This is a genomic window from Elusimicrobiota bacterium (assembly GCA_016722575.1).
In the GTDB taxonomy this organism is placed as follows: domain Bacteria; phylum Elusimicrobiota; class Elusimicrobia; order FEN-1173; family FEN-1173; genus JADKIY01.
Map to the genome: position 1 here is coordinate 992,654 of JADKIY010000002.1, position 12,820 is coordinate 1,005,473.

At 62.6% G+C, this 12,820-nt stretch carries 15 protein-coding genes; 2 read left to right on the forward strand and 13 right to left on the reverse strand.

Annotated features, from left to right (window positions below):
* Positions 1-259 precede the first annotated feature (259 nt).
* The 13 genes from radA to IPP68_08265 all read right to left on the reverse strand — a co-directional run bounded on the left by radA (position 260) and on the right by IPP68_08265 (position 11,292).
* Positions 260-1,636: a DNA repair protein RadA gene (radA, locus tag IPP68_08205; GenBank protein ID MBL0350342.1), complete on the reverse strand. Its 1,377-nt coding sequence runs from the start codon at positions 1,634-1,636 to the stop codon at positions 260-262.
* 25 nt (positions 1,637-1,661) lie between these two features.
* Positions 1,662-2,183 carry a bifunctional nuclease family protein gene (locus tag IPP68_08210; GenBank protein ID MBL0350343.1) on the reverse strand — a complete coding sequence of 174 codons (522 nt, stop codon included), beginning with the start codon at positions 2,181-2,183 and terminating at the stop codon, positions 1,662-1,664.
* 11 nt (positions 2,184-2,194) lie between these two features.
* Positions 2,195-3,562: an MCE family protein gene (locus IPP68_08215; protein MBL0350344.1), complete on the reverse strand. Its 1,368-nt coding sequence runs from the start codon at positions 3,560-3,562 to the stop codon at positions 2,195-2,197.
* Complete coding sequence (locus tag IPP68_08220; GenBank protein ID MBL0350345.1) at positions 3,562-4,326, reverse strand: ABC transporter ATP-binding protein; 765 nt, start codon at positions 4,324-4,326, stop codon at positions 3,562-3,564. The genes IPP68_08215 and IPP68_08220 overlap by 1 nt, the downstream gene beginning before the upstream one ends.
* Positions 4,326-5,111, reverse strand: a complete 786-nt coding sequence (locus tag IPP68_08225; protein ID MBL0350346.1) for an ABC transporter permease — start codon at positions 5,109-5,111, stop codon at positions 4,326-4,328. The genes IPP68_08220 and IPP68_08225 overlap by 1 nt, the downstream gene beginning before the upstream one ends.
* A gap of 5 nt (positions 5,112-5,116) precedes the next feature.
* Positions 5,117-6,268 (reverse strand): alanine racemase, encoded by a 1,152-nt coding sequence (gene alr / locus IPP68_08230; GenBank protein ID MBL0350347.1) that lies wholly within the window; start codon positions 6,266-6,268, stop codon positions 5,117-5,119.
* A gap of 32 nt (positions 6,269-6,300) precedes the next feature.
* Positions 6,301-7,680: a replicative DNA helicase gene (gene dnaB, locus IPP68_08235; GenBank protein MBL0350348.1), complete on the reverse strand. Its 1,380-nt coding sequence runs from the start codon at positions 7,678-7,680 to the stop codon at positions 6,301-6,303.
* Between the two features lie 25 nt (positions 7,681-7,705).
* Positions 7,706-8,158 carry a 50S ribosomal protein L9 gene (locus IPP68_08240; protein ID MBL0350349.1) on the reverse strand — a complete coding sequence of 151 codons (453 nt, stop codon included), beginning with the start codon at positions 8,156-8,158 and terminating at the stop codon, positions 7,706-7,708.
* 1 nt (position 8,159) lies between these two features.
* Positions 8,160-8,585: a 30S ribosomal protein S18 gene (locus tag IPP68_08245; protein MBL0350350.1), complete on the reverse strand. Its 426-nt coding sequence runs from the start codon at positions 8,583-8,585 to the stop codon at positions 8,160-8,162.
* 21 nt (positions 8,586-8,606) lie between these two features.
* The gene (locus tag IPP68_08250) at positions 8,607-9,053 is read right to left on the reverse strand and encodes a single-stranded DNA-binding protein (protein ID MBL0350351.1); all 447 of its coding nucleotides are present in this window, start codon (positions 9,051-9,053) and stop codon (positions 8,607-8,609) included.
* Positions 9,019-9,501: a 30S ribosomal protein S6 gene (gene rpsF / locus IPP68_08255; protein MBL0350352.1), complete on the reverse strand. Its 483-nt coding sequence runs from the start codon at positions 9,499-9,501 to the stop codon at positions 9,019-9,021. The genes IPP68_08250 and rpsF overlap by 35 nt, the downstream gene beginning before the upstream one ends.
* A gap of 186 nt (positions 9,502-9,687) precedes the next feature.
* Entirely contained in the window at positions 9,688-10,116 is a 429-nt protein-coding gene (locus tag IPP68_08260) for a prepilin-type N-terminal cleavage/methylation domain-containing protein (GenBank protein MBL0350353.1), read from the reverse strand.
* A 54-nt stretch (positions 10,117-10,170) separates the two neighbouring features.
* Positions 10,171-11,292 carry a hypothetical protein gene (locus IPP68_08265; protein MBL0350354.1) on the reverse strand — a complete coding sequence of 374 codons (1,122 nt, stop codon included), beginning with the start codon at positions 11,290-11,292 and terminating at the stop codon, positions 10,171-10,173.
* Positions 11,293-11,456: 164 nt separating this feature from the next.
* Here IPP68_08265 and IPP68_08270 point away from each other — a divergent pair, with 164 nt between their 5' ends.
* Together IPP68_08270 and IPP68_08275 are read left to right on the forward strand one after the other, a co-directional pair.
* Positions 11,457-12,425: a M23 family metallopeptidase gene (locus IPP68_08270; protein MBL0350355.1), complete on the forward strand. Its 969-nt coding sequence runs from the start codon at positions 11,457-11,459 to the stop codon at positions 12,423-12,425.
* Positions 12,425-12,820, forward strand: coding sequence for a polymer-forming cytoskeletal protein (locus tag IPP68_08275; GenBank protein ID MBL0350356.1), 396 nt, complete (start codon positions 12,425-12,427; stop codon positions 12,818-12,820). The genes IPP68_08270 and IPP68_08275 overlap by 1 nt, the downstream gene beginning before the upstream one ends.

The window sequence follows — 12,820 nt, forward strand, 5'->3', positions numbered from 1 at the left end:
GAAACGTCACCCAATTGAGCAGTTGCGCGGTCACCAACCCCAACACCGCGCCGATCACCGCCGAAATAAGCGCGTCCAACGCCACCCGTTCAATGATAATTTCGGCGCCGATGACCAAGAGCGCGACGCCGACGCCGATCAGAATTCCCTTGGAATCATGGGAAATCTGAGTGTAACTGATGATGGGCCCGATCACGATGACCAAGCCCCTTATGATGTTGATAAGCACGGAGTACCCCCCCCGATTAGGATAATAAAATCATTGGGCCGAAAGACCGGCCTGCGCCAAGGCTTCCGACAAGGTCGCCACGGCCCGCACGTCCAACCCTTTGGGCGCTTCCAGGGCGCGCCCCCGCGCTTTGGGCATGATCACGCGGGAGAATCCCAACTGCGCGGCCTCGCTCAACCGTTCCGCGGTCTGGGCGACGGGGCGCAATTCGCCGCTCAACCCCACTTCGCCCAGCCAAAGCGTCTTGGCCGGGATGGAACGATCCAAAAAAGAACTGGCGATGGCCGCCGAAATGGCCAAATCGGCGGCGGGTTCGCGCACGTCCAGACCGCCGGTGGCGTTCACGTAGACGTCCTGGGAATCCAGGTGAAAACCGCACCGTTTGTCCAACACCGCCACCAGGAGCAACGTCCGGTTGTAGTCGACCCCGGACATCTGGCGTCGGGGCATGCCGAAAAGGGTTCGAGAGGTGAGGGCCTGAACCTCCACCAAGAGCGGCCGGGTGCCTTCCAGGGCGGCCAAGACCGCCGTGCCCGCCGGGGCGGCCCCCGCGTGGTCCCCCAAGAAGAGCGCCGAGGGATTTTTGACTTCGGCCAACCCCGTTCCCGTCATCTCAAACACGCCGATCTCGTTGGTGGGGCCGAACCGATTTTTGACGGCCCGCAAAATCCGGTGAATGTCCTGCCGCTCGGTTTCAAAATAAAGGACCGTGTCCACCATGTGTTCCAACACCCGGGGCCCCGCCAAATCCCCTTCCTTGGTCACGTGGCCCAGGAGGAAAACACCGATGCCCCGGCCCTTGGCCAGGTGAAGCAGCTCCGCCGCGCATTCCCGGATTTGAGCCACGGCGCCCGGGGCGCCGGCCACGTCGGGCTTGTGAACGGTTTGGACGGAATCGACGACCAACACGCCGGGCCGCGTTTCCTCCACGGCTTCGAGAATCTTGGTGAGGTCCGTTTCGGCCACCAAAAAGAGGGCCGGGTTGCGGACGCCCAAACGCGCCGCCCGCCCTTTCACTTGATCCGGCGACTCTTCCCCCGAAACATAGAGAACCGGAAAATCCGGCCGGGCCAATTGATTCGCCACCTGGAGCATCAGCGTCGATTTGCCGATCCCCGGAGCGCCCCCGAGCAAAACCAGGGAGCCGGGCCACAACCCGCCGCCCAAAATTCGGTCGAATTCGCCGATGCCGGTCAACCGCCGCTCCGCCGTGAGGACGGCCGTGTCGGCCAGGGACATCACCGGGGACGAAAACTCCGTGAGTCGGCGGGGCGCCGCCGCCGGCGGCGCGTCCTTCCGTTGCACCAAGGTGTTCCATTGCCCGCAGGCGGGGCATTGTCCGGCCCACTTGGGCGTGTCGGCCCCGCAATCGCCGCAGACGAACAGAACCCGCGTTTTCGTTTTCACCGGCGGGCCGACCGCGCGCGGGGGGTCATTTTTTCGGCTCTTCGCCGCCCGCCTCGGGGTCCTGGGGTTTTTTTAAATCTTTAAAAAAATCTTCGGGCTTCATGGTTTGAAGGCTTTTCTTGAACTCCTGCACTTCCTCCTCGGAAATGGGCTTCAGGAGTTCCGGACACGCCTCGAACACCTCGTCGGCCACGAAGATGGGGCAATTGCGCCGGACCGCCAAGGCGATGGAATCCGACGGGCGGGCGTCCACCACCAGCCGCTCCTCGTCCCGTTTCAAATGGATTTCCGCAAAAAAAGTGCTGTCGCGCAGGTCCGTCACCACGACCTTCTCGAGGGTCGTCCCCAGACGCTCCAGGGCGTCCAGAAAAAGGTCGTGGGTCAGGGGCCGGGGAAATTTTTGGCCGGCCAGCGCCATTCCGATGGACCCCCCTTCGTACAACCCGATCCACACCGGGAGAAGTCGGGGGCCTTCGGTTTCCTCCAACACCAAAACGCACTGGCCACCCACGTTGGCCAAAGAATAGATGCGGGCTTCGTGCAGCATGATCGCCTTTCTTATCGCGCGATGTTGACGAGGCCGAAGAGAAACGCGATGTCTTCGTCCTTAAAGAGAACGTTCACGTTGGCGTTGACGTTTTTGCGCACCGCCAAATCCTCCACCCCCCCGCCGACCCACACCCAGGGGGCGATCGCGTTCACCCGCAGGCCGGCGTTGTAGACCGGCTTGTCCATTTTGACCCCGCGAACCGTTTCGTCCCGTCCGAAATTGTAGGCTTCGCCTTCCACTTCGACGCGGCGGTTCCAGGCCGAGGAAGCGGGCAACGGGCGGAACCGGGCGCCCACGCCCCCCGCCGAGCGGATGGCGCCGGCGTAAAGCGTCAGGGGACCGAAATCCTTGCCCATGACGGCGGTGACGGTGTTGCGTCGCTCCAAATCGGCGTTGGGATCGGCCTTCCGGTCTTCCCGGCGGCCCAGGTTGTTGCCGGCGATGTAGTAAAACTTGCCCGGCCGCGGAACCCAGCGCAATCCCAAATCCGCCCGGAACTTGTCGTCCTCAAAATCGTAACGATGACGGTAATCCCAGTAGACCTCGATGCGGGACACCCGGCCGGTGAAAGTCTCCATATCTTTCGTCGCCTGCTTGACGCTGGCCATGGTCTGCTTCAATTCGTCGCCCATCTTTTCATCGGTGACCAGCTTGCCCAGAAGGCCTTGGCCGCTCTGCACCCGGGCGGTCAAATCGTCCAACCGTTCGGAAACGGATCGGAATTTGGCCAAGGCGACCTTGATGTCCTCTTTGTGGTCCGTGGTGATTTCGGCCATGTCCGCGGCCACGCGCTTGGCGTGGGCCGAAACGTCCCGGATGTTTTGGACGATTTCGGTCATTTCGGCCCGCTGTTCGCCCAGGGAGTCCGCCAGCGCCTGGGAAACTTTTCGGAAATTCGCGAGGGTGGCCTTGAGGTTTTCCCCCACGGCGCCGGTTTTGGGGTCTTCCTTGAGGAAATCCCCCAGTTTGGTCATGATTTCATCAAAGGTCAAGGAGGGGTCGCCTTCCAAGGTGTCGCCCGGTTGAAGGACCGGGGCGGCGGGATCCCCTAAATTGAGGTCCAGGAATTTGCTCCCGATCAACCCGGTCGAGGACACGTGGGCCCGGGCGCCTTGGTGAATCGACACGTCTTCCCGAAGTTCGATGCGCACGCGGGCCCGGGGCCCCACGAGATCGATGGTGTCCACCTGTCCCACTTCGACGCCCGCGATTTTGACCGGTCCTTTTTTCGGCAGGCCCCCCGCGTCGTCGAAATAGACGTAAAGGGGGTAGCGGCTTCGAACGTGGAAATCCCCCAGGATCAAGATGCCCGCGGCGAAGACAAAAAGCCCCGCCAGGGTGAACAACCCGACTTTGGATTCGGAGGTGAGGGCCATCAGACGTAGGCCTTGACGGGCATCTGAATGGGGCCGTGGGAGGAGCCCGTGATGAACTGGCGGAGCACGGGGTCCGTCGTCGCCTGAATTTCCGCGGGGGTGCCCACGGAGACCAGGCGCCCCTCGTAAATCATGGCGATGCGGTTCGAGATCTTGTAGGCGGATTTCATATCGTGGGTCACGGCGATGGAGGTGATTTTAAGCTTCTCCCGAATGTTGACGATCAAATCGTTGATGACGTCCGACATGATGGGGTCCAGCCCCGTGGTCGGCTCGTCGTACAAAATGTATTCCGGCTCGTGGGCGATGGCCCGGGCCAATCCCACGCGCTTTTTCATCCCGCCGGAAAGCTCCGCGGGTTTCAGCCGCGCCACTTCCGGCTTGAGCCCCACCAAACCCAGGCTCCGCTCCACCAGTTCGTCCGCCCGGCCCAGGGATTTGCGGTTCAGGTTCCGGACCCCGAAAAGTACATTTTCGGCCACGGTGAGCGAATCGAACAGGGCCGCGCCCTGAAAAAGAAAGCCGAATTTCTTCTGAACCTCGGCCAGGGCGTCTTCGCCGATCCCGGCGATGTCCTGGCCGTCGACGATCACCCGGCCCTGGTCCGGCCGCAACAGACCCACCATGAGCTTGAGCGTCACGCTTTTTCCGGTGCCCGAGCCCCCGATGATGGTCAGGGTCTCCCCGTCCCGGATTTCCAGGGAGAGGCCGCGCAGGACGCGGTTGGCCCCGAAGGCCTTGTGGACGTTGTCCAGCCGAATCATCAGCCGATGCCCAGGGACACCAGGAGCGCCGACAGGAAGTAATCGCTGACCAAAATAAAAACCATGCTGACCACCACCGCGCTGGTCGTGGCCCGGCCCACCCCTTCGGCGCCGCCGGAGGTTTTGAGCCCTTTGTAACAGGACGTCGTGACTATTATGAGAGCATAAGCCAGGGACTTGATCAACCCGTGAAACGCGTCCTCCAATTCGATGGCGTTGATTTCGTCCCAAAAGGTGGAGGAGGGAATCCCCAGACGGAAATGGGCGACCAGATACCCGCCCCCGATGCCGATCAAATCGGCGAACACGGTGAGGAGCGGCACCATCAAAAGGCACGCCAGGAAGCGCGGCACGACCAGATAACGCACGGGGTTGGTGCCCAGGGTGAAAAGGGCGTCCACCTGCTCGGTCACGTTCATGGTCCCGATTTCGGCCGCGATGGCGGCCCCCACCCGGCCCGCCACCACCACGGCGGTTAAGACGGGGCCCAGTTCCTTTAAGAGCGACAACCCCACCACGGTCCCCACGTAGAGGGGTTCGTTGAAGACTTTTTTGAAGGAAAATCCGGTTTGAAGGGCGAGCACCATGCCCGTAAACAGCGCGGTGAGGCTGGTGACCGCGAAGGATTGGTAGCCGATTTCGTACATCTGGGCGACGACGTTTTTGGTGTCCAGGCGGGTCGTGAAAATCGTCCGCACGGTTTTCCGCAGCAACACGATGACGCTCCCCACGGTCTCGGAAAGATCCACGACCTGCCGGGAGAAAATCTGAAAGGTGACGCGGATCGGTTTCACGGGGTCTCCCGGTAAAGGCGCGGCACGCGCTTGGACACGCCGCAAAGAATTTCGTAGGGGATCGTTCCGGCGGATTGGGCCACGTCCGCCGCCGATATGTTTTGCCCGCCTTGCTGGCCGATCAAAACGACCTCCTCGCCCACGTCCACGCCCCGCAGCCCCGTGACGTCCACCAAAATCTGGTCCATGGTCACGCGCCCCACCACGGCGCAGCGCCGGCCCTTGATCAGGACTTCCCCCCGGTTGGAGAGATTCCGGGGGTAGCCGTCCGCGTAACCCACGGGGAGGGTCGCGATCCGCGACCGCCGTCGGGCCCGCCAAGTCCACCCGTAACTGACCGGGGTGCCCTTGGGAATCATTTTCACAAAAACGACGCGGGTCTTCCAGGACAAAACGGGCCGAAGGGAAAGGATTTTCCCCAAGGACGGCGACGGAGGCACGCCGAAGAGCGCGATTCCCGGCCGGACCAAATCGTAGCGGGCGGCGGGCCGGCCCAGGGCCCCGGCGGAATTGGCGGCGTGGACCCAGGGGGGGCGGCTCGGAAGGCCGCCGAGCGCCTCTTCAAAAGCCCGCAGCTGCTGGGCCGTTTCGGGGGCGGAATCCCCGCAGGCCAAATGGGTGTAGACGCCTTCCACGCGCAAAAACGGGTTCGCTTGAAAAAGACCGAGGGCTTCCCGGGCGGTGGCCGGGGCCATGCCGATCCGCCCCATGCCCGTATCGATTTTCACGTGGCATTCCGCGGGGCGGCCGAGCCGCCGGGCCCGGTAGGCCAAGGCCTGGGCAGCGCCGCGGCTACCAATCGTGGGCGTCAAGCGGCCGGCCAGGGCCGCGTCCAAACTTTCGAAGGGATAAAGGCTTCCCAGAATCAGAATTCGTTCCCGAAGGCCCCCGGCGCGAAGGGCCAACCCTTCCTCCACGCTGGACACCCCGAACCCCCAAAGGCGGATTTTCTGGCCCAGCCGGGCCGCGGCCCGGGCCAGGGGAAGGGCCCCGTGGCCGTACCCATCCGCTTTCAGAACGGCCATGATCGACACCCGCCGGGGCAAAAAACGCGCCAGGGATTTGAGATTGAATCGGAAGGCGTTGAGATCGATTTCCGCCCAGGTGGGACGGAGGGAACCGGCGGCGTAGGACGGAAGGACGGGCAGCGCCGCGGGGGCGCCCCGCGACGGAGACGACACTAAAACTCCTCGCCCTCGCGGGCGGGATCGACAAACTTGGTGTAATCGGAAAGGAAATTCAAATCGATGTCGCCGATGGGGCCGTTGCGCTGTTTGAGCACGAACAATTTGGCTTTCCCCTTGAGGTCCGGATCGTCCCGCCGGTAGACTTCCTCCCGGAAAATGGCGGCCACGACGTCGGCGTCCTGTTCCAGGGCCCCCGATTCGCGCAAATCCGACAGTTGGGGCCGGCCTTCGCGCCCCTTGTCCTCGGGACGGCGGTTCAGCTGGGAGAGGGCGATCACGGGAACTTGCAATTCCCGTGCCAGGGCCTTAATGGACCGGGAAATTTCGGAAATTTCCTGCTGGCGGCTTTCCACGGCGCCCCCAGCGTGAAGCAGTTGAATGTAGTCGATGACGATCAAAGACAGGGGATTGCCCCGGTGGCGGAGTTCGTGGGCCCAGCGGCGGGCGGAACTGCGGATGTCCAAAATGGAGGGGCTGGTGGAAAAATCGAAATACAACGGCGCTCCGGCGATTTGGCTGGCCACGTTGGTGATGTTGGGCCAACTTTTCCGGGACAAAAAGCCCTCCCGCACGCTCCGCAAATTGATGCGCGCCTGGCTGGAGAGGAGGCGGAGCCCGATTTCCTGCTCGCTCATTTCCAGGGAGAAGAACACCACCGGCCGTTTTTCTTTCAACGCCACGTGCTCGGCGATGTTCAGGCAGAAAGCCGTTTTGCCCATGGAGGGCCGGCCCGCGATGATGACCAGGTTGGCCGCCTGAAGGCCCGAGGTCATCTTGTCCAGCTCCGCAAACCCCGTGGCCACGCCGGTCACCAGCTTGCTGGACTCCGCCATTTTCTCCAGGGTGGAAATGGCGCCCTGCATCAGAACGCTGGCCGCCGTCATGCCCTTGGTGGACCGGGCCTGGGCCAGCTCGAAAAACATCTGCTGGGCTTCGTCCAACAACTTCTGGGCCTCGTCGCCGGACTCGAAGCAATTGCCCGACACCTTTTTGGCGATGTCGATCATGCTGCGGAGAATCGACTTTTCCCGAACGATGCGGGCGTAGTGCTCGACGTTGAGGGCGGAGGGAACGAGGTTCGTCAGCTGGATCAGGGTCGCCCGGCTGACCGACTCGTTCAGTTTGTTGTTGTGCTGGAGGTAGTCGCCGACAGTGATAATGTCGGCGGCCACGTTTTGATCGTGGAGGGTTCGAATGGCTTCGAAAACGATCTGATGGGTGGGGGAATAGAAATCCCCCTCCCGGAGCATGTCGAAGGCCTTAAGAGCGGCCTCTTTTTCAATCAACATGCTCCCCAGGACGGCCATTTCGGCCTCCGTGTTTTGGGGAGGGACTTTGCCCAAACCCAGGACTTCCCGAATGGATTCCGGCATGGGACCTCCGGGCGCCCCGGCGGACTTACGCCTGGGGCTGGACCTGGATCTTGAAGGTCGCGCGAACCTGCGGGTGCAGGCGCACGGCGCCCTGAAATTCGCCCGTGGTGCGGATCTGGTCTTTGAGCTCGATCCAACGGCGGTCCAAGGTCACGCCCTTTTCGGCGAAGGCCCGGGCCACGTCGCCCGTGGTGATGGAGCCGTAGAGCTTCCCGTCTTGGCCGGCGCGGGAGCTCAGGGTCAGGACCACGTCCTGGATCTGCTTGGCCCGTTCCTGGGACGCAGTCAGCTTCGACTCGCGATCGGCTTCCACTTTTTCCTTCTGGGTTTCCCAGTATTCCCGGGCCCGGGGGGTGGAAGGCACCGCGAGCTTCCGCGGAATCAGGTAGTTCCGGGCGTAGCCGGGAGCGACGTCTTTCGCGTCGCCGGCGATGCCCAGGTTGGGAATGTCTTTTTGGAGAATGACTTTCGTTTTCATGTTATTCCCCCGTGTAGGGCAGGAGCGCCAGGGTCTGGGCGCGCTTGATGGCCTGCGTCAATTGACGCTGATGGCCGGCGCAGTTGCCCGTGGTGCGTCCCGAAAGGATTTTGCCCCGGGCGGTCAAAAAGCCCCGGAGAATGGGAATGGCTTTGTAGTCGACTTCGGAGATCTTCTCCGCACAGAAGCGGCACACCTTGCGGCGCGGGGGCGGACGGCGGCCGCGGCCGCCGGGACCGGTGGGACGGCCGCCGGGACCCGAGCGGGGACCGCCGGGGCCGGAACGGGGGCCGCCGAAAGAGGGACGTCCACCGGGACGCGCGCCCATGGGGGCGCCCAGGGGTTTGGGACCGGTCGAAACCGGGGCTTTATCGCCCGCGCCGGCCGTGGGGGCCGCGGGGGTCGTGGGGGGCAGGGATTCGGTCATTTTCGTTCTCCTAAAGGGTTCTTAAAAGGGCACTTCTTCAGCGCCCGCGGCGGCCGGTGCTTCGGCGCCGCTCTCCGCGTCGGGGGCCGACGGTTCTTCGTCGGTGGTCGGGGCCCCTTCGGCTTTCTCCAAAAACTGCACGCGCAAGGCGTCCACTTCGAGTCCGGAGCGCTTCTGGCCGTCCTTGGTTTCCCAGGACTTGCTCTTGAGGCGTCCTTCCACGAACACGGGGCTGCCCTTCTTAAGTTTTTCCCCGCAACGTTGGCCGGCTTCGCGCCAGACGACGACGGGAACGAAGGACGTGTCGTCCTTCCATTCTCCCGCCTTGTCTTTGTAGCGGCGGTTGACGGCCAGGTCGAAACGGCAGACGGGGGCGCCCGAGGTGGTGAAGCGGAGCTCGGGGTCCCGGGTCAGACGGCCGACCAGGGTGACGTTATTGAGCTGGAGCAGCCGGAGCGGGTTGGCCATGGGATTCCTCCGTGGGCGTGGGCGCGGCCGCGGCCGGGACGGCGGGCGCGGCGGTCATCGCCGGGGCGCCGTGGGGACGGGGGCCGTGGGAGCTGTGGCCGCCGAAACCGTGGGAGCCCGGGGCCACCGGCGGCAACGACATGGTCGGCGAAGCCGGTTTGCCCTTCAGCGCTTTGCAAATCACTTGACGGATGACTTCTTCCGACACGCGGAAGAACTGGTTGAGCTCGGCGATAAAGGCCGAGGGCGCCTTGAATTGGAGAAAGGTGTAGAACCCTTCCCGGTGGCGGCGGATCGGGTAGGACAGACGGCGGCGGCCCCATTTATCCACGAGGACCACTTCCCCGCCTTTGGCGGTGATCATGTTTTTGATTTTTTCGACATACTCGTCCGTTTTTTGGGGCGAGAGATCGGCGGGCACAACGAACACGGTTTCGTACAGTAGCAATTCAGCCTCCTTTGTGGGCTCTCCCTTGCCCCGCGAGCGCGGGGACCGCAGGCGACCGCGATGCGGTCAAATTCCCTGCAGGAGTCGGGCTCCGGGCTCAACGACCGACCGGAACCAAAGTGTGGTTATTTTACACTATTTGGCCGTTGGAAGGCAAGGGACGCGGGGCGCCGGGCTTCAAAAGGCCTACCAGGCGCTCCAGGTGCGGCCTTGTTGGTCTTGGTGGGAACAATCGATTAAAATCCGCCCGGCCGTCCCGGTGATGTCGTACAACCAGCCGCCGGTGTCGTTGATGGTGCCCGTGTAGTCTCCCACGGTCTCGGAGCGCGGATGGTCCCCGGGCGGAGGGATGAGAACGGCCGGAATTTTATCGATGTAGCGGCCCAAAACAGCGGCGGCAAACCCTCCGGCCGACGGGAAAAATTGGTTGTCCGCGTAATACAGGCTTAGGGAGGAGCGGACGGAGCCGAGACCGTATTTCGTCTGGGCCTCCCGGGATTTGTTGATCAAACCGGCGAACTTCGGAACCGCGATCGCGGCCAGAATGGCCAAGACGGCCACAACAATCATCAATTCGATGAGAGTGAATCCGGCGGGAGACGAACGGCGTGTCATGACCGCAAAAGAATAACCGCTTTGGATACAAAAATCAATGGGGATTTCGGGGCGTCAAGCGGCGTGGGCGTCGTGGTCGGATTCGAGCACCCGCCGGTAGCTGTTCAGGGTTCGTCGGGGAACCGGGAAACCCAGGCGCGCCTGAAGCCGCTCCTGAAGCTCCTGGTCGGTGCGATGGTCGAATTGCTGGTCTTCCGCCTCCAGGCTTCCGAGGGCTTCCACGCACAGGGATTTGCGGGAACAAAACATTTCCTCCAGCAAGACTTCCTCCCCCCAGGGAAGCACCAGGCTCCGGCCCTGGATGGCTCGATTGATGGTGGAGGGGGCCACGGCCAATTTTTTGGCCAACTGCCGCTGGGTGATGGGGATTTTCTTCAGGGCGTCGCGGTGCGCCAGGAAATGCCGCTGGGTGTGGCAGACGAAATCCAAAATCCGATACAGCGTGTTCTGCCGCCAATTGATCAATTCCAGCCGCCGCACGAAGGCCTTCAGATGGCGCCGTTCCTGGGGAGTCAGTCGCGAGGTCCGTAAAAGAGTCTGCAACCGCTCGTATTGAATGTCGTACCGCCCCCGAGCCAAAACAGGCGAACGGAACTCGAAAACCGGCTCCTCCTTTTCATCCACCCCCAATTGGGCGACCCGAACGATGCGTTGGCCCAGGGGCTGAGACCGAGCGGAGGGGTCGAAAAATTCGGCCTGGACGGAATAAGCCAGGAGGAAATCCCGCACTTTCTGGGCCTCCGCCGGAGCCAGTCCCACCGTCCGGGCCACGGCGTCCAAAGGAGCGTCCGATTCCGCCCGGAGGAAATGCTTTTCAAAATTCTCCTGACCCATCCGCTGAATCAGGGCCAGCACGTCCCGCCGATCGCCCAAAAGCTGGACGGCCTCGGCCGGAGCGCCGGCGGGGAGTGCGTCTTCCTTCGCCTCGTAAAAAGACGGCGACAGCCGCGTGCGGGGATGGGGTTGAAATCGAACGATTTTCCAGGCGATTTCCTGGGGGTAGACCAGCCGGGAGAACAGGGGGTCGTTCTCCACCTGGCGAATGAGGTCCGCGATTTCGGGCTCCGCCAAGGTCAAGAGCTGAATGGTTTGAAGGCGCGCCAGAAGCGTGGCCCGAAGGCGGACGTCGGTCCGCTGGGCGTTCAACAGGCGCGGGGGATCGGCTTTCCGGTTCAAAATGGTCCTCCCGTTGCTACGGAAGTAAGTGTAAGGGGCGAACAAGCCGCTTTCAAGACCTATTTTGCCGAAACAAACCCGTTTTTATTTAACCTTGACAGAAATGGGCATTTCTGTTACATAAGAATGTGAAACAACTTGCCAACCCCCTGTGGAGGTTTACGATGTACCGCCTTTGGCGCCGATGGCGGAAGGAATTCGGCCGCCGCCTGACCATCATGGTGGTCCCCCACGGGATCGCCCGACCGCGACAAATCTCCTTTTCCGTTCCGTTCATGGTGTTTTTATTCACCCTTTGGACAGGATTGACGAGCTGGGCCGGCTTTTTGGCTTCCCAGCAATTCGATTATTGGCGGGCCAAGGCCAACGCCCATTTCCTCCGTCTCAAAGTCGACTATTTCAGCGGCCAATTGACCCAGTCCCGGGCCATGCTGGACGAGGTGAAACAGCTGGAAGGGGAGCTCCGCACCTTGATTGGCCTCGGCAGCCGGGACGCCATCATTCAAGCCGAAAACAGCCCCCAACCCCTGGAAGGCGCCTCGAACCAAGGAACGGGGGGCCCGAGCCTCGCCGACGCCCAGGCCCTCCAGAGCCTTTTGGAAGGCAAAACCCGGGACATGAGCTTTGAGGAAATCTCCAAGGAAATCCAGGACTTGCGGGCCGAGGCCGAAGTGCGCTTGGCCAGCGTTCAATCCCTGAGCCAGCGCATCACCGAGGAACGGGCTCTTTTCCGGTCGACCCCCAACATTTGGCCCACCAACGGCTACTTGACGTCGCACTTCGGTCCCCGACTTTCCCCCACCCACGGCTTTGAAGAAAACCACAAGGGCATGGACATCGCGGGCCCGGCCGGTTCGCCCGTCCGCGTCACGGCCGACGGCGTGGTGAAGCTGGCCCGCTGGGCCGGCGGTTACGGGAAAGTCGTGGTCATCGACCACGGTTTCGGCTATTCCACCCGCTACGGGCACAACCGACAACTCCTGGTCCAAGCCGGCGAGCGGGTCCGCCGAGGACAGATCGTTGCTTTGATGGGCGAAACGGGCAACGCCACCGGACCCCATTGCCATTACGAAGTTTGGTATAATGGCCGGGCCGTGAATCCCGGAAAATTCCTCAAACGACCGAGCTCCTGATGTTCGGCAAAAAAGACATCGACCCCGCCAAGATGGAGACCGTCATTGGTCCGGACACCCGATTTCAGGGCAACGTCCGCTCCAAAGGCTACGTGCGCGTGGACGGGGAAGTGGATGGCAGCGTGTCGGCGGAGGGCGTGATCATCGGCGAAAAAGCCGTCGTCACCGGCGACATCACCGCCAAAATGGTTTTTGTGGGCGGCAAAGTGACGGGCAACGTGACCGCCGCCGCCGCCCTCGAGCTTCAGCCCAAAGGCCAGATCCGCGGCGACATCCGCACCGCCCAGTTGTCCATCGCCGACGGGGCCGTTTTCGAAGGGCAATGCGTCATGGCCGCCGACAAAGTCGGGGCCGTCGACATCGACCGGCTCCTCGAAAAAGCCTCCGCCTCCTAA

Bases quoted from the DNA above. Each gene is read 5' to 3' on its own strand.
- IPP68_08210 (MBL0350343.1), bottom strand. From the start codon at position 2,183: ATGCTGCACGAAGCCCGCATCTATTCTTTGGCCAACGTGGGTGGCCAG.
- IPP68_08215 (MBL0350344.1), bottom strand. From the start codon at position 3,562: ATGGCCCTCACCTCCGAATCCAAAGTCGGGTTGTTCACCCTGGCGGGG.
- IPP68_08220 (MBL0350345.1), bottom strand. From the start codon at position 4,326: ATGATTCGGCTGGACAACGTCCACAAGGCCTTCGGGGCCAACCGCGTC.
- dnaB (MBL0350348.1), bottom strand. From the start codon at position 7,680: ATGCCGGAATCCATTCGGGAAGTCCTGGGTTTGGGCAAAGTCCCTCCC.
- IPP68_08240 (MBL0350349.1), bottom strand. From the start codon at position 8,158: ATGAAAACGAAAGTCATTCTCCAAAAAGACATTCCCAACCTGGGCATC.
- IPP68_08245 (MBL0350350.1), bottom strand. From the start codon at position 8,585: ATGACCGAATCCCTGCCCCCCACGACCCCCGCGGCCCCCACGGCCGGC.
- IPP68_08250 (MBL0350351.1), bottom strand. From the start codon at position 9,053: ATGGCCAACCCGCTCCGGCTGCTCCAGCTCAATAACGTCACCCTGGTC.
- IPP68_08260 (MBL0350353.1), bottom strand. From the start codon at position 10,116: ATGACACGCCGTTCGTCTCCCGCCGGATTCACTCTCATCGAATTGATG.
- IPP68_08270 (MBL0350355.1), top strand. From the start codon at position 11,457: ATGTACCGCCTTTGGCGCCGATGGCGGAAGGAATTCGGCCGCCGCCTG.
- IPP68_08275 (MBL0350356.1), top strand. From the start codon at position 12,425: ATGTTCGGCAAAAAAGACATCGACCCCGCCAAGATGGAGACCGTCATT.